The organism is Nocardia sp. NPDC047648 (assembly GCF_040642815.1).
GTDB lineage: Bacteria > Actinomycetota > Actinomycetes > Mycobacteriales > Mycobacteriaceae > Nocardia > Nocardia gamkensis.
In genome coordinates, this window is the sequence record NZ_JBEYSX010000004.1 from 1 (window position 1) to 14,487 (window position 14,487).

General features: G+C 67.6%; 16 protein-coding genes and 1 pseudogene. 9 read left to right on the plus strand and 8 right to left on the minus strand.

Features of this window, described 5'->3' with window-relative positions; all coding sequences use genetic code 11:
- The 3 genes and pseudogenes from ABZ803_RS11195 to ABZ803_RS11205 form a co-directional block, all read right to left on the minus strand.
- Window positions 1–590: pseudogene (locus ABZ803_RS11195) on the minus strand (hypothetical protein); the annotation flags it as partial.
- Window positions 587–907: a WXG100 family type VII secretion target gene (locus ABZ803_RS11200; RefSeq protein WP_357035464.1), complete on the minus strand. Its 321-nt coding sequence runs from the start codon at window positions 905–907 to the stop codon at window positions 587–589. The gene ABZ803_RS11200 and the pseudogene ABZ803_RS11195, both read right to left, overlap by 4 nt.
- A 33-nt stretch (window positions 908–940) precedes the next feature.
- The gene (locus tag ABZ803_RS11205) at window positions 941–1,231 is read right to left on the minus strand and encodes a WXG100 family type VII secretion target (protein ID WP_357035467.1); all 291 of its coding nucleotides are present in this window, start codon (window positions 1,229–1,231) and stop codon (window positions 941–943) included.
- A 203-nt stretch (window positions 1,232–1,434) separates the two neighbouring features.
- On the opposite strand from ABZ803_RS11205, the gene ABZ803_RS11210 reads away from it, so the two are divergent.
- Both ABZ803_RS11210 and ABZ803_RS11215 read left to right on the plus strand, forming a co-directional pair.
- Window positions 1,435–1,677, plus strand: a complete 243-nt coding sequence (locus tag ABZ803_RS11210) for a hypothetical protein (RefSeq protein ID WP_357035470.1) — start codon at window positions 1,435–1,437, stop codon at window positions 1,675–1,677.
- 163 nt (window positions 1,678–1,840) lie between these two features.
- Window positions 1,841–2,272 carry a hypothetical protein gene (locus ABZ803_RS11215; protein ID WP_357035473.1) on the plus strand — a complete coding sequence of 144 codons (432 nt, stop codon included), beginning with the start codon at window positions 1,841–1,843 and terminating at the stop codon, window positions 2,270–2,272.
- Window positions 2,273–2,588: 316 nt separating this feature from the next.
- On the opposite strand, the gene ABZ803_RS11220 is transcribed toward ABZ803_RS11215, so the two are convergent.
- Both ABZ803_RS11220 and ABZ803_RS11225 read right to left on the minus strand, forming a co-directional pair.
- A complete protein-coding gene (locus tag ABZ803_RS11220) occupies window positions 2,589–3,965 on the minus strand; it encodes a helix-turn-helix transcriptional regulator (RefSeq protein WP_357035476.1) in 1,377 nt (458 codons plus the stop codon).
- Between the two features lie 166 nt (window positions 3,966–4,131).
- A complete protein-coding gene (locus ABZ803_RS11225) occupies window positions 4,132–5,433 on the minus strand; it encodes a helix-turn-helix transcriptional regulator (protein ID WP_357035479.1) in 1,302 nt (433 codons plus the stop codon).
- A gap of 276 nt (window positions 5,434–5,709) precedes the next feature.
- Between ABZ803_RS11225 and ABZ803_RS11230 the strand changes: the two genes are divergently transcribed.
- The 3 genes from ABZ803_RS11230 to ABZ803_RS11240 all read left to right on the plus strand — a co-directional run bounded on the left by ABZ803_RS11230 (window position 5,710) and on the right by ABZ803_RS11240 (window position 7,831).
- Complete coding sequence (locus ABZ803_RS11230) at window positions 5,710–6,057, plus strand: hypothetical protein (RefSeq protein WP_357035482.1); 348 nt, start codon at window positions 5,710–5,712, stop codon at window positions 6,055–6,057.
- Window positions 6,058–6,488: 431 nt separating this feature from the next.
- Complete coding sequence (locus ABZ803_RS11235; protein WP_357035485.1) at window positions 6,489–6,851, plus strand: hypothetical protein; 363 nt, start codon at window positions 6,489–6,491, stop codon at window positions 6,849–6,851.
- A complete protein-coding gene (locus tag ABZ803_RS11240; protein ID WP_357035488.1) occupies window positions 6,848–7,831 on the plus strand; it encodes a hypothetical protein in 984 nt (327 codons plus the stop codon). The genes ABZ803_RS11235 and ABZ803_RS11240 overlap by 4 nt, the downstream gene beginning before the upstream one ends.
- A 76-nt stretch (window positions 7,832–7,907) precedes the next feature.
- On the opposite strand, the gene ABZ803_RS11245 is transcribed toward ABZ803_RS11240, so the two are convergent.
- From ABZ803_RS11245 to ABZ803_RS11255, 3 genes are all read right to left on the minus strand, one after another.
- The gene (locus ABZ803_RS11245) at window positions 7,908–8,363 is read right to left on the minus strand and encodes a hypothetical protein (RefSeq protein ID WP_357035491.1); all 456 of its coding nucleotides are present in this window, start codon (window positions 8,361–8,363) and stop codon (window positions 7,908–7,910) included.
- 71 nt (window positions 8,364–8,434) lie between these two features.
- A complete protein-coding gene (locus ABZ803_RS11250; protein ID WP_357035494.1) occupies window positions 8,435–9,205 on the minus strand; it encodes an ATP-binding cassette domain-containing protein in 771 nt (256 codons plus the stop codon).
- Window positions 9,206–9,279: 74 nt separating this feature from the next.
- On the minus strand, window positions 9,280–10,326 hold the full coding sequence (locus ABZ803_RS11255) for an ABC transporter permease (RefSeq protein WP_357035497.1): 1,047 nt from the start codon (window positions 10,324–10,326) through the stop codon (window positions 9,280–9,282).
- Window positions 10,327–10,456: 130 nt separating this feature from the next.
- Here ABZ803_RS11255 and ABZ803_RS11260 point away from each other — a divergent pair, with 130 nt between their 5' ends.
- From ABZ803_RS11260 to cobM, 4 genes are all read left to right on the plus strand, one after another.
- Complete coding sequence (locus ABZ803_RS11260) at window positions 10,457–11,773, plus strand: sensor histidine kinase (protein ID WP_357035501.1); 1,317 nt, start codon at window positions 10,457–10,459, stop codon at window positions 11,771–11,773.
- The gene (locus tag ABZ803_RS11265) at window positions 11,770–12,387 is read left to right on the plus strand and encodes a response regulator transcription factor (protein ID WP_357035504.1); all 618 of its coding nucleotides are present in this window, start codon (window positions 11,770–11,772) and stop codon (window positions 12,385–12,387) included. The genes ABZ803_RS11260 and ABZ803_RS11265 overlap by 4 nt, the downstream gene beginning before the upstream one ends.
- Before the next feature lie 301 nt (window positions 12,388–12,688).
- Window positions 12,689–13,114 carry a PPOX class F420-dependent oxidoreductase gene (locus tag ABZ803_RS11270; protein ID WP_040870050.1) on the plus strand — a complete coding sequence of 142 codons (426 nt, stop codon included), beginning with the start codon at window positions 12,689–12,691 and terminating at the stop codon, window positions 13,112–13,114.
- A gap of 63 nt (window positions 13,115–13,177) precedes the next feature.
- A complete protein-coding gene (cobM, locus tag ABZ803_RS11275; RefSeq protein WP_357035508.1) occupies window positions 13,178–13,945 on the plus strand; it encodes a precorrin-4 C(11)-methyltransferase in 768 nt (255 codons plus the stop codon).
- The last annotated feature ends 542 nt before the right edge of the window (window positions 13,946–14,487 follow it).

Genomic DNA, 14,487 nt, shown 5'->3' on the forward strand with positions numbered 1-14,487 from the left:
TCATCGATGAACGCGACTTCGGGCGCGGTGAGTGAGTCGAACGCGATTGCGGCGGCTTCCAGAGCGGCCGGGAACGATGCCACCGCGTCGGAGGCTGCGGTTCGTGCCCACGTATCGGCCGCGTTGGAGATGGTCGTGGCGTTGCCGTCCGGCACGATGATGCCGATCATCTCGGCGAGCCCGATTCCCTCGTCCACCAACCCGTTTCCGGGACCGCCGGCCGAGGGCAACGGGATGCGGCACACCACCACCGGAGGCATGAACGGCGCAGGATGGACGGGCGGCGGCGCTGTCTCACCCATCGTCGCTTTGTGCTCGGCAACCTCGTGGTTGTATCCGACGGTCTGCAATATCGTGGCGTAGTCGTGCGCGGCGGTGGCGATTTTCGACACCATGCTCAGAATGGCAGCGGCCCGATTGTCATAGGACTCACCCCATTTTTTCGCATCCGAATACGAGCCCGCCATATTCGTCGCCTTCGCCATATTCGGCCACTCGCCGTCAATCGACATCCAGAATCGCGACGCGACATCGGCGAGCATTTGTGCGGTGTCGTAGTAGACCGGCACCGACACGTCCAGCACGGTCACTGCGCGGCCCCGACGCCACCGCTGCCACCCCGGCCGAGTATGGCGAGGTTGGCCGCTACGGCATCTTCGTACTCCTTACGTGCGGACACGGCAGCAGCTTTCATCTTTGCCAGCCCGTCACGAATCTTCGCGGCGGCAGCGGTCCACTCTGCGTGAGCCGTCGCGTGTGCGTCGGCCGCCTCGCCGCTCCAATTGCCCTGCACGGTCGCAACACGCTCATCGATCTCGCGCAACGAGTCCTCAACGAACCCGTTCAGCCCCTCCATGCGGGCGGTCACGGCTTCCAAGTGGGCCAGGTCTACTCGATACTCGGTCACAAGTCGTTGCCTTCAGTAGATTCGGGTCGGTTGTCAGATCGGCGGCAAGCTCAATGAGCTGTATCGGTCGGCGGCGGCGGTGTCGGCGGCCGCACTGCGATCCACCACCACGCCCAGCAAGTCGGCCATGTCGGCCAGCGCTTCGAACACACCAAGTGCGGCGGTGTGCGTCTCGTCCCAGGCGACCGCGTAGGCGGTAGCCGCCGCGCCGCGCCAACTCGACATGAGTCCGTCGACTTCGGCGCCGGCCGAATGCAAGCCGCTGATCAGTGCTTGTGCGGTCTGCTGCACATAGCGCCCGGCATCGGAGACGTGTTCAGGCACCACGGTGAACGTGGTTGTGGCGGAAGGGTCGTGCGTCAAATTCTCTGCCCTCTCATCCCCCCACAGGATGGTTCCGAATAGTTGGACGTACCGGGTAGTCGATCGGTTCCATCCGAATTGCAATCTCTCACAGTGAGTCTGGTCGGCCAGTAGGGGACCCGAGATGCCGGAGCGTCGGGCGACCATGACTCCTGGTGTTGCTGATGTCCAGCGGACATTGGCGCTGGAAGACCGTCGGATACATCGCTGGGGTCACGGTCGTTCCGGTGCTCCTGGCTGCGGTAGCGCTGGTGTTGTACCTGGTGGTCGGGCCGGTCGTCCTCGGTGGGGTCGGCGGAGCCGCCGGTATCGCGGTCGGGCTCAGGGCACTGCTTCGGCGCAATCGCAGCCCTTGTGCACAGAACGGAGAATCGAGCAACGCAGGTTCGGGCACGGCGGCGAGCTGACCGCCAGGTGCCCAAATCTGCTTGCAGGTGGTCCGCCATGCCTGATTTCCAGTGATGTGTGGCCGGATATCTTCGGCAAGGAGAACTTTTCGCTCAGAGAAGGCAGTTGCGTCGAATTCGGTTGTCGCGGTGCGCTTCTACACTCCGGTTCCATGCTGACAGCGTGGTGGTGGGGGGCGGGTCGCAGCCGCACCGTGACCCTGGGACGTACATCGTCGCGGCCGCGCTCATCGAAAGCGAAGACGTGCCGGTCATCCGTAAGACGATGGATGGGTTGCTGCTGCCCAGCGAGAAGAAGGTGCACTGGCAAGGCAGCAGCGACGAGCGGCGCCAAGAGCTTGTGGGTGTCGTCGCTCAACTACCGATGTGCAGCATCGTCGTGGTGCACACCGATCGGAGCTCCGCTGACCGCCGACACCGCCGCAAATGCCTTGAGCATCTGTTTCCGCACCTGACGCACCTGTCGTGTGTGAACGTCACCTTCGAGTCACGCGGCAGTCTGGACCGAAGTGACCTCGACATCCTGCAGAAGTTCCGCGCCCGTCGCCTCCTAGAGGCCAACATGCGGATCGAACACCAGCGCGGCCGCGTATAACCGGTCCTTTCGGTGCCCGACATCGTGTGCGGCGCGATCGTGCAGCACCGCGTCGGGAACTCCGCCTACCTCGACGCGCTCGGCGGCCAGATCGACATTCACGTGCTCTGAAACGACGCGAGCCACGGACCTCGTCTCCGGCGAGTAATCCCGTGGCTCACTTCCAACCCTACCGCAATGGGGCGGCTTCGCATACCAGGGTAGCAATAGCCTCAATGTTCAGATCCGCCGAAGATCAGACAGTCCCTATCGGCACGGCGTTCCCGAGGCTGTGAGCTGCGGTGCTGGCTTGAATGCGCGGTGCGGGGTGTTCGGGTCATGCGGTGCGGGTGAGGGTGTCGAATCGAAGGCGGAAGTGTTCGGCGTCGTCGCTGTGTGTGTGGTTGGCGGCTGTGCGGACGGGGCGTAGTTCGGTCAGGAGGCGTGGTGAGTTGACCGGGCCTTCCAGCAGGGTGAGGGCGGTGTGGGCTTCGGTGATCGCGGAGGTGGTGTCGCCGAGGCCGGCGAGGGCGGCGGCATAGTAGGTCCGGTAGGACGCTTCGTCGCGCGGACGCTGGGTGCCGCCGTCACCGATCGTGTCGCGGTAGGTGCCGACTGCCCGGTCGTGCTGTCCCAAATAGACGCGGCCGCGTGCCTCGATCGATCTGATTTCGGTCGGTGTGACGTGATGCAGCCAGACCGGCTCGTCGACATCGTCGAGTCCGCGATCGACCTCACGCCAGGCACGAGTCATCGCCTGCTCGAAATCCTGTCGTTCCCCGATTGCCGCGTGCGCCACGGCTTCGCGGGCGGAGCGGACCGCGTTCAGCCGAGCCGACGGAATGCGACGAGCCAGATGGCTGGCACGCTGCGCCAGGCGCACCGGTTCTCGGCTGGCCGGTCTCTCGGTGGTCAGAAACGTCAAGCTGGCCAGCGCGTTGGCGAGCAGTTCGTCGTTGTCGGCCTGCTCGGCCATCAACACCGCTTCGATGTAGCACCGCCGCGCGACAGTGGTTCGCCCAGCGTCCAGGCAGAGCCAACCAGCGCAGCGCGCAAGGCGGCTCGTCTCGGTCAACAAGCGGAGGCCGGTGTTTCGGCCATACACGCCGTGGTCGAGCAGGCGACGAGCCAAACCGTATTGACGGAGGGCGAACTCGGCGATGTCCCCGCCACCGAAGTGATTGTCGTGATTCCACATGCGTCGAGTCAGCGTCTGGAAGTAACTCACATGGCCGGACCCGACCTGGAGTGACACGGAAGGTGCCGGGGCGCTGGCGGCCATCGTAGTGATCGTCGCTGCCAGGCCGAATTGTCTGCGGTCCATGTCGTCGGCTCCTTTACCCCCGTCTTCGATGGTCCTCGGATCAACCGGTCCCAGCAAGATTGGAAGCAGCGCCTTACGCGGCACCCCCAGTGCGTCGGCGGCGCGGACCAATTCGCGAATGTCGAAGATGGTCCCCACTTCTCCGCGTTCCACCCGCCCCGCGTGGGTGCGGTCCCAGTGCAGGAGGGCGCCGAAGTCGGCTTGGGAGAGTCCCATTTCTTTGCGGACGAGGGCGAGGGCTTGTCCGGGCTGCCCTTCGGCGAGCAATTTGCGGAATCGCGGAGTCGTCCATACGCCGTCCATCTCGTGATCGATCACTTTCCGGCCCCCTGCCCGAATTGATCGCTGTGCGCAAGATATAAGCAACGCAGCGCGGATTATGTGAAACAACAGCAGATTTCGCCCAGTTGGACCAGAGTGCTTGACAGCGGCGCGTTGTGCCTCGCAGTTCGAGGTTCGAACTACACGTATCGACAGGGTGATGTTGTATCGGCACGGCGTTCCCGAGGCTATGAGCTGCGGCGCTGGCTTGAATGCGCGGTGCGGGGTGTTCGGGTCATGCGGTGCGGGTGAGGGTGTCGAATCGAAGGCGGAAGTGTTCGGCGTCGTCGCTGTGTGCGTGGTCGGCGGCTGTGCGGACGGGGTGTAGTTCGGTCAGGAGGCGTGGTGAGTTGACCGGGCCTTCCAGCAGGGTGAGGGCGGTGTCGGCTTCGGTGATCGCGGAGGTGGTGTCGCCGAGGCCTGCGAGGGCGGCGGCGTAATAGGTGCGGTACGACGCTTCGTCGCGCGGGAAACTGCTCTTGTGGGCGACGCTGTTCCGGCACAGCTCGGCCGCTCGCGCGTGGTGTCCGAGCATGCGGAGTCCGCGCGCCTCGTGAGCGCGCAGTTCGGCCTCGTTGACGTGCTCCAACCACGCCGGGTCGTCCGGGCTGTCGAGACCGCGATCGGCTTCACGCCAGACTCGCGCCATCGCGCGGTCGAATTCCTGTTGGTCACCGACGGCCGCGTACGCGGTTGCCTCCTCAGCGGCCTTCAGGGCGTTCATGCGAGCCGACGGTATGTTGTTGACGAGTTCGGTCGAGCGCCGGGCAAGGCGCACGGGCTCGGCGAACGAGGCGGGGGAGGAGGCGGCCAGATTCGCGAGGTCTCCGAGGGCGGCGGCCAACAAGGCGTTGTCGCCGCACTGTTCGGCCAGCAGAACCGATTCCGTCAGGTGCCGCCGAGCAGTTCCCGGGTGATTACTGTCGCGAGCCAGCCAGGCGACGGTATTCGACAGCCATCCCGTGGCACTCAGTAATTCGGCTCCCGTGCGGTGGCCGTATGACTTGGAGTCGAGTAACCGCCGCACGGAGGCGTATTGCCGCGATGCGTAGTCGAATGCCCCGCCGCCTCCGTGATGGTTGTCGTGCTCCCACAGCCGTTGCGTGAGCACACGTATATAGGTGACATGGCCGGTGCCGACTCGAATCGGTTCAGCCGCCCCGGTCGGCGGCATGGAGACGCCCGCCACCGCCGTAATCGTCGCTGCCAGGCCGAATTGTCTGCGGTCCACGTCATCGACTCCTTCGCCGCCCCTGTAGTCGATGGTCCCCGGATCGGGTGTCGCGAGCAAGAGTGGCAGCAGCGCGGAGCGGGGGATACCCAGTGCGTCGGCGGCGCGGACCAATTCGCGAATGTCGAAGATGGTCCCCACTTCTCCGCGTTCCACCCGCCCCGCGTGGGTGCGGTCCCAGTGCAGGAGGGCGCCGAAGTCGGCTTGGGAGAGTCCCATTTCCTTGCGGACGAGGGCGAGAGCTTGTCCGGGCTGCCCTTCGGCGAGCAACTTGCGGAATCGCGGCGTCGTCCATACGCCGTCCATCTCGTGATCGATCACTTTCCGGCCCCCGGTTCCCGAAATCCGCTGTGATGAGCGAACTTTAAGCACAAGTTCGCAGGTGGCGAGAGGCAACGGCAGATATCGCACACCCGGCCTCGCGCGCTTGACAGCGTCGCGGTGCGCTCTGCGTTCCTCGAGGCTCTAGGGGCGCGCGCCGCCGGGGCGATGTCGTGTCGGCACGGCACTCCGGACGCGGTGAGCCGCGTCCGGTGGCGAAAGCCCCCGGCGGCGGGCGCTCCCATCGAACGAGAGGTGAACATGAAGCCGAAAGTGGTCGGGTATCTGCGCCGCGACATCTCCGGGCGGCGCGCGCGCAGGCACGAGATGGAGATCCGGGCGCTGGCGAAGGCGTCGGGTTTCGATCTGGCGCGCACGCTGGTCGCCGGCCCGACCGCGCCCGCGTCGCTCGCGGCGCTGCTCACCGTGGTGCGTCGCGTCGGCGCGGTCGCGGTGCTCACTCCCACGCTGAACCATGTGGAATTCCGTGCGGACGAGATCATGGCGGTGTGCGCGCTGATCACTCTCGAATCCCGGCACCTCCCGGCGCAGGGTCTCGGTCGGCGCCCGGCCGCGCCGCCACACCGTGAGTTCCCGGGTCACGGGTGAGCGGAGGGACCGACGCTGCACGTACATTCCTCCGGCTCGGCAACCCGGCTGCGCGCCGCCTTCCTCGGCAGCGTTGACGCACCGAAGCTCGATTGGAAGCAACTCCTTACGCGGCACCCCCAGTGCGTCGGCGGCGCGGATCAACTTGTGGATAAACAATCGCTGGGCGATAGCGGGTCGGTAGCTTTCATATCGCCGTGCTGTAGCTCACTCAGGTCGCACTCGACGGCACGGCGCCATCGCCGGAGTCGCTCATCACGCCCGGGTGGAACCGGGGTGCATCTGGAACCGGAGCGATCCACTCGCAGTGACTTCCTCCTGCTCCGGTAGTAGGTTGCTTCCATGAGACGTCAAGTCCGCTCCCGAGATGCCGCTCGGGTCGGAGATCGTGCCGCTGTCGGGCGTCTCTTTGCAGGTGAAGATGAGGGTTCATGGCCGAGTACACGCCGAGTTCGGTGGCGATTTATGACGTCGGTTATGCGCGGCCACGCCGCGTAGCCGAATTCCGGTTGGACACCGATGGCGGTGTGACGCTCAGCGTGACCGACGGTGACGGATGCTTGTTCGCCGAAAGGTTGTATGAGCGCGGTGTCGGAGTGTTCGACCCGCCCGCGCGGATAATGCCGACCGAAGGTGCGCCTTTCCTGCGTGCGTTGCTGGAGGCACCGCCGACGAGTTACTACCGCGTCGTCGACGAAAGCCCGGAGGAAGCGCGGCGGCCGGGCCGTCGTACCCCGTGGTCCGCGAACCCGGCATCGGGTTCGGATGGCGCGTCGGCGCCGTCCTCGCGGTGAGAAACAGTGTCACCCCTCTACTTCGCAACATCACCCAACGCCTGACCCGAACCCTCGATCTGGGGTCGAGGAGGGCAGCGGGCACCTATCGGCGCACCAGTAGCACGCTGGACCTCGGTGCTCGCGAGTTCCGGGATGCCGACCAGCGATCGTCGCATCTGCTGGAAGAAGCGCGCACCCGGACACAGGTGCATCCGGTGCAGGCGGCTCGGCAGCGAACGTGGGATTACCAGCCCGGTGCGGCCGAATCCGCCATGCGTGCACGCCGGCTGACCACGGATGTCGGGTTCGACGGCGAGATGAGTGAAGTCGTAGCGAAAAGCTCCACCACAGTACGGAGGATGCGCTCCGACGACGGCGAATTGAACATCTACAAACCGATCCATGGTGAGCAGTACGACGCGGGGTTGCCTTTCGTGCATGCTCCCGGTGCGTTGACGAGTCGCGAGGTCGCGGCATATCGAGTCGACGAACTACTCGGTTTCGGCAGGGTGCCACCGACCGCTCGGACGGACGGTGTGATCGGACCCGACGGCAGGGCCTCCGGGCCGGGCATGATCCAGCAGTTCGTCGAGTCCAAGCCCGCGCGGGCGGTCGGCGACTATCCGAAAGTCCAGCAACAGCAGGTCGCGGTGCTCGACTACGTGATCGGTGCGCTCGATCGCCATCCCGGCAACTATCGCACCGTCGAACGCGACGGGCAGCTCGAAGTGGTCGCCATCGATCACGGTCGATCGTTCCCCCTGTCGACTCGACCGCTGGAGATCAATATCGATTCCGACTTCGCCATGGCGCAGAAGGGCGTGCGACTCGAGGGTGATGTGCTGCGCGGGGTTCAGGGTGTCGATATGGACCGCTTCCGGGCGGCGCTCGGCGACGCCGGTCTCCACGACAACGCCATCAATGGGGCGGTGGCACGGCTGGAGAGGATACGAGAACTCGGCATGATCCCAGCCGATGCCAGGGTGCTGCCGCCCTGATCCGGGCACCGGCGGCGGAGTATTTCTCCCGAGCGCTCGGTCTCCTCGCCCATCCGGCGCGCGGACGCCGTACGGATCATCCGGCCTGTGGGTGCGGGCGCAAGTCGATCGTGTCGCTTGCCCGTGCCCACACCTCCCGCACATCGAACGTGGGGGCTTGCCACGAGTCGGTGGCGACGCGGACCCGGCCGCGCCATTTCCGCATGATGTCGGTGTGCACCGGCCAGCGCACGAATCGCCGCATGTCCTGCTCGGTTTCCCACACCGAGATAGAGCCGCCGCGCGCCTCCGAGGGCCTGCCCCACAGCCACAGGCCGACCGCGCCGTGCATCACAGGCCAGTTCCGGCCCAGTCGCATCCCTGTCTTGTAGATCTCCTGAACGTCCTCCTCGGAGGAGGCGAGGAAGTCGGTCACGCTGACGAACACCGGACCCGCAGTGTCGTGTCGCGGCCCGGCTTGCCAAGGCATCAGCACGGTCCCCGCGGAAAACGGCTGTTCGCTGGTCTGATGATCGGAAGAGTTAGTAAGCATGTGCAGATGATATGCGCTTGCATACGAAATTGCCAATGGTGGGCGCCCCGATGGCTTCCGCGGCGGGAATGTCAGGTGCGGGTAGCCCGGTCGGTGCGCGAGTGCCGCGTTCCGGTCGGAGCGGATTCGGCGGTGAGTCGTCCGTCGGCCATGCGGTAGACGGCGCTCATCCGGTGCAGGTGGGTGGGGTCGTGGGTGACCAAGAGGGTGGCTGCGGCGTGTTCGCCCGCGACCGCGACGATCAGGTCGATCACGGCTGCGCCGCGTTCGGAGTCCAGCGCGCTGGTGGGTTCGTCGATCACCAGGACGGACGGGGCGTTCATCAGGGCGCGCGCGATGTTCACCCGCTGCCGTTGCCCGCCGGACAGTTGTGCGGGGCGCTTGTGTCGCTGGTCGGCCAGTCCGACGGAGTCCAGTAGCGCGAGCGCGCGGTCGCGGGTCGCGCGGCGGTCGCGGCGCGACGTGACGATTCGCTGCCCGAGATGCGCCATGGCCTCGAGTTGCTCGACGGCGGTGAGCGCCGGGATGAGGTTCGGCTGTTGAAAGACGATGCCGATCGACGAACGGCGCAGCGTTGCCGCTTCGCGACGGCTCACCATGGCGAGATCGACCGCGCCCTCGGGCGTTTCGAGTCCGATCCGCCCGGAGTCCGGGCGGATCAGGGTGGCGGTCACGGCCAGCAGGCTGGATTTGCCGGAGCCGGACGGGCCGGTGATGGCGGCGATCTCGCCGCCGTTGACCCGCAGGTTCACCCGGTCCAGCGCGGTGAGCCTGCCGGTGCCGTCGGGGTAGGTGAGCGTTACGTCCGAAAGGGTGAGCGTGGTGGTGGGTGTGGGTGTCATCTCGGAACTCCGGTGGGGCGGCCGGTCGCGTCGACGGCGAGTGAACCGCTGTTGAGGGGCGTGCGTCTGGGGATTCAGCGGCCCGCGCCGAGCGCGGTGAGTGGGTCGGCGGTGAACAGGAAGCGCAGGGCGAACGCCGCGCCGAGCAGACCGAGGAGGACGAGGGCGGCCGCAGGGAGCAGCGTCGTGGCCGGGCTCAGCACGAACGGCACCGCGTCGCCGAGCAGTGCCGCCGCGGCGACGGTGAGCCCGAGGCCGGTCGCGACACCGGCGGCGAGCACGATCGCGGCTTGGACGAGGGCGTCGCGGACGAGCGCACCCGAAGTCGCTCCCAATGCCTTCAAGGTGGCGATGTCGGGCATCCGCTGGATCGTCCACACCGTGAAGAAGGAGCCGATCACCAGGGCGGAGATGGCGAACAGCAGGGCGGTCATCAGGGTGAGCGAGCCGTTCTCGGCCTGGTAGGAGCCGATCGCCGAGCGTGCTCCCGGCACGTCGGTGGTGCGGGTGTGCGCGGTGGCGTTCACCGCTTCCCGATCAGTCGCCCCCGACACGGCGAGGACGGTGGCCGCGCCGGAACGAGGGTTGAGCGTCCGCCAGTCGGCGAGCGTCGACCAGACCACCGGAGTGTGGCTGTACCAGTCGTCGCCGCGCACGGCCGTCACGGTGAAGGTTCGCCCGCCGATCGCGATGGACTCGCCGGGGCCGGCATCGAGATCGTCGGCGGCGCCGGTACTGAGCGCCACCGTGCCCGCTTCGATCGCCGAGCGATTGCCGAAGGCCGGTTCCGTACCGAAGAGTGCGATCTGCGCTTGCGGGCGGCCGTCACCTCCGGCCTTGGCCCGGGCTATGCCGACCGGAGTCACTCCGCTCGCCGCGGCCCGCCACGTTTCGATCTGGTCCTCGTTCAGAACGGAGCCGTCGAACGAGGGGGCGCCACCGGTGTCGGCGAAGACCACGGTGTCCCCGGGCAGCGACTCGACGGCCGAGACGTTCTGGTGCGCGAGCCCGGCCGTGAGCCCGCCGAGGAAGCTCACCAGCAGCGCCACCAGCGTGACGACGAGTGTGATCAGCAGGAATCTGCCCCGGGCGGCGCGAAGGTCTCGGAGTGCGAGGAACATGTCTCCACTCTCCGGCCGCGCAGGCCCGTTTCCATCGCGCACGGGAAGGAACCGCGAGCGAGCGAAAGGCGGCGGTCGTTTTCCGCCTTTCGATGGATGCCGTGGCGGTAGCCGTACATAAGCTGACATCGTGCACTCGTCACCGCTGACCCCGGTTTTCACGACGCTGCGGCTCGGTCTGCACGCGCTGATGACGGGCTTGGCAACGGTGGTCGCGGTGCGCGCGGTACTGCCCGGCGGCGCGCACCCGGCCGCGACCGTGACCCTTACCGCGGTATTCCTCGCGACCTACTTCGCAGGTGCGGCCTTCGGCGGAAGGAAGCGCGCGATCCCGGTGTGGCTCGGCGCGCTGACGGTTCTGTGGCTCGGGCTCGTCGCGCTCGCGCCGGACGCCGGTTATCTCGCGTTCGGTTTGTTCTTCCTCTATCTGCATCTGCTGGCGCGCCCATGGAATCTCTGCGCCGTCGCCGCCGCAACCGCCGTGGCGGTGGTGGGTTTCGGCCTGCACCGTGGCTGGTCGGTGGCCGGGGTCATCGGGCCGGTCATCGGAGCGGCCGTCGCGGTCGGCATCGGGCTCGGCTATCAGGCGTTGTTCCGCGAAGCGGCCGAGCGGCAGCGGCTGATCGACGAATTACTCAGCGCCAGAGCCATTCTGGCGGAGCGGGAACGCATGGCGGGCAAGCTCGCCGAGCGCGAGCGGCTGGCTGCCGAGATCCACGACACGGTGGCGCAAGGGTTGAGTTCCATCCAACTGCTGCTGCACGCCGCCGAGCGGGAAGCGCCGGATCACCCCGCGCTGCAACGGGTTCGGCTGGCCAGGGAGACGGCCGCGGAGAACCTCGCCGAGACCAGGCGGCTGATCGCCGAGCTGGCTCCCGCCGCGCTGGAGGGGCAGTCCCTGGCCCAGGCTCTGGAGCGGATCACCCTGCGCGCCGCGACCCCCGGCCTGGACACCCGGTTCGTGGTGGAGGGGCCGCCGGAGCGACTGCCCATGCCGATCGAGGCCGCGTTGGTCCGGATCGCGCAAGGCGCGGTCTCGAACGTAACGCGGCACGCGGGGGCGAGCCGGATGCGCGTGACGCTCACCTATGCCGACGACGCCATCCATCTCGACATAGTCGACGACGGTGTCGGCATCGCTCCGGAACTGCTCGAGCGAAGCCCGTCGGGATCGTTCGGCCTGGCCGCCATGCGGTCGCGGGTACATGAGCAGGGCGGTGTGATGGCTGTCGAGACCGAGCCAGGGCACACGGCGGTCACGGTGTCCTTTCCGCTCGAAGCGGCGGCGGATTCCGCCGACACACGAGCCCAGGAGTCACAAGAGCGCGGCCCGATGCCGGGTCCGCATTCGGGCGGCCCGGAGTCTGCGGCGAGTCCTGGTGCGGACGAACCGCCCCCGTCCGGCGAGAGTGCGGCCGACGTGCCGGGCGCGGAGGGCCGCGAGTGATCCGCCTGCTGCTCGCTGACGACCACGCGATCGTCCGCGCCGGATTGCGCGCGCTGCTGGACGTCGCCGACGACATCACCGTCGTGGCGGAGGCGGCCACGGCGGAGGCGGCCGTCGCGTTCTGCACGATCACTCCGGTTGATCTCGTGCTGATGGACCTGAGCTTCGGGTCCGGCCGGTCGGGCGTCGAGGCGACCGCCCGACTGCGGGCCATAGCGACTCCGCCGAATGTGCTCGTGGTCACCAACTACGACACCGATGCCGACATCCTCGGCGCCATCGAGGCGGGCGCGTGCGGCTACATCCTCAAAGACACGCCGCCCGCCGAACTGCTCTCCGCGGTCCGTTCGGCCGCGGCGGGGGACAGCGTGCTCTCCCCCGCGGTCGCCTCCAAGCTGATGACCAGGGTGCGCCGCGCGGACACCACGTTGAGCAGGCGGGAGATCGAGGTGTTGCGGCTGGTCTCCGACGGCCGGTCGAACCGCGAGATCGCCAAACAGCTGTTCCTCAGCGAGACCACCGTCAAATCCCACTTGGTGCACATCTACGGGAAATTGGGCGTGCGTTCGCGCACCTCCGCGGTGGCGCGGGCACGTGAGCGCGGCATGTTGTGACGCGCGGTCCGATCGCCTTCGGCGGTGTCATCCCGGCAGCACGCGTTCCGAGCGGGCGGTCCTCGGCTTGGTGATCCGGGCGGTCTGCGGGCGCTGCCCCTCGCGAACTACGACAGACCCGCACGCGCGACCGGGTGCGCGATGCGACCGTCGTGGGAAACGCGGCCGTGAGCCGTCGGCGCCTATGGTGAACGGCCGCGAACCCGAGTCGGGCGGCGCTGTGCCCGATCGCGCTCGGGAATGTGTCCGTCCCGGCGATTCGTCGCGTGCTCGGTGATCGGCCGCGACCTAGGGTGAGCGGATGGCCTCTCTCTCCGATCCCGCAGTGCGCGACTTCCTGTCCCATGGCACCCGTACCGGCAAGGTGGCGTTCGTGGCCGCCGACGGCAGTCCGATGGTGACGCCGGTGTGGTTCGTCATCGACGGGGACGAGTTGGTCTTCAACACCGGCAGGTCCACCGCGAAGGGCAAGGCGTTCGCCAGGGACGGGCGCGTCTCGGTGTGCGTGGACCTGGAGGAGCCGCCCTACGCGTCTGTCCAGTTGCGGGGCACGGTCACGCTCTCGGAGGACCCGGACGAACTGCTGCGCACCGCGACGGAGATCGGCGGCCGCTACATGGGCGCCGACCGCGCCGAGGAGTTCGGCAAGCGCAACGGTGTCCCCGGCGAACTCGTCGTCCGCCTGCGGCCCGACAAGGTGATCGCCCACTTCGACGCCACCGCCTGAGCGGCCAGCACTGCATCCTGGGTGCCGGGTGGGCGGTGGGTGGCGGTCAATACACTCGCGCGCATGACCGTGCACTTCATCGGGGCCGGGCCGGGCGCGGCCGATCTGCTGACGGTGCGCGCGGTCGAGTTGCTGCGCGCGTCGCCGGTGTGCCTGTACGCGGGGACCTATCTCGATCCCGGGGTGCTGGCGTACTGCGCGCCGGACGCCGAGCTGGTCGATACCCAGCACCTGGATCTCGACCAGATCGTGGAGCGTCTGGTGCGCGCGGACCGTGCGGGTCAGGACGTGGCTCGTCTGTGCTCGGGTGACCCGTCGCTGTACTCGGCGCTGACCGAGCAGACCCGCAGGCTCGACGCGCACGGGGTGCCGTGGGATGTCACGCCGGGCGTGCCCGCCTATGCCGCCGCGGCGGCGGTGCTCGGCGCGGAGCTGACGGTGCCGGAACTGGTGCAGTCCGTGGTGCTGACCCGTACCCAGGCCCGCTCCACCGCGATGCCCGAGTCCGAAGCGCTGGCGAACTTCGCCGCGACCGGCGCCACGCTCGCGCTGCACTTGGCCATCACCCGCATCCGACCCCTGGCCGCCGAACTGGCCGCCGACTACGGATCGGACTGCCCGGCCGCCGTCGTCTACCGCGCCAGCCAACCCGAGCAACTGGTGTTGCGCGGCACCCTGGCCGACATCGCCGACCAGGTCGAGGCCGCCGGACTACGGCAGGCAGCGGTGATCCTGGTGGGCCGCGCGCTCACGCCGACCGTCTCGTGCGCCGAATCCCACCTCTACGACCCGGCGCGGGTCCGTGGGTCCGCCGGGGTGCGGCGGGATTAGCGGCGGCGGCCGGTCCGCGGCCGCCCCCCGCTATGACGGCGGCTGCCCTAGGCGCCTGCCCTCGCTCGGCGCGAAAGTGCCGGACTGGCGCATCGGTGACCCTCTGTGAGAACCGCAACATCCTTCTGGCAAACCCGTGCGGCGCGTTTGCCTGCGGTAATGGCCAACGGCTATCAGCGATGGTTGGTCGGGTGCCGGAGGCGACGGTAGATTGATCCGGTGATTCGCAAAGAAGGTCCCGGCGGAGCCGGTCGGTGGGTTCTGGGCACGGTCGAGCCCATGTAACAAGCCCGGCCCGTTGGACAGATAGTTCAAATGAACATTTTTTGCCTGATTTGATGTGAGAACTCAACCTGGAGACGCAGGCGCCACGCTCGGATAGGTGCGCGTCCCCTCCGGGTGTGGTCGGGGAGCGCTTGCGTGGTGTTCCGGAAGCGAGGTTACGGTTGGACCGGCTGGATTTCGGCGGAAACGGCGAAACTGGTGGCGAACGGGCACACGCTGGTTCCGGGGTAGAACCCGGCCTGTCCGGCGCCTTTCCG

Coding starts and splice junctions, on each gene's coding strand:
- ABZ803_RS11255 (WP_357035497.1), bottom strand. CDS start 10,326: ATGTTCCTCGCACTCCGAGACCTTCGCGCCGCCCGGGGCAGATTCCTG.
- cobM (WP_357035508.1), top strand. CDS start 13,178: ATGACCGTGCACTTCATCGGGGCCGGGCCGGGCGCGGCCGATCTGCTG.
- ABZ803_RS11235 (WP_357035485.1), top strand. CDS start 6,489: ATGGCCGAGTACACGCCGAGTTCGGTGGCGATTTATGACGTCGGTTAT.
- ABZ803_RS11270 (WP_040870050.1), top strand. CDS start 12,689: ATGGCCTCTCTCTCCGATCCCGCAGTGCGCGACTTCCTGTCCCATGGC.
- ABZ803_RS11245 (WP_357035491.1), bottom strand. CDS start 8,363: ATGCTTACTAACTCTTCCGATCATCAGACCAGCGAACAGCCGTTTTCC.
- ABZ803_RS11230 (WP_357035482.1), top strand. CDS start 5,710: ATGAAGCCGAAAGTGGTCGGGTATCTGCGCCGCGACATCTCCGGGCGG.
- ABZ803_RS11250 (WP_357035494.1), bottom strand. CDS start 9,205: ATGACACCCACACCCACCACCACGCTCACCCTTTCGGACGTAACGCTC.
- ABZ803_RS11210 (WP_357035470.1), top strand. CDS start 1,435: ATGTCCAGCGGACATTGGCGCTGGAAGACCGTCGGATACATCGCTGGG.
- ABZ803_RS11225 (WP_357035479.1), bottom strand. CDS start 5,433: ATGGACGGCGTATGGACGACGCCGCGATTCCGCAAGTTGCTCGCCGAA.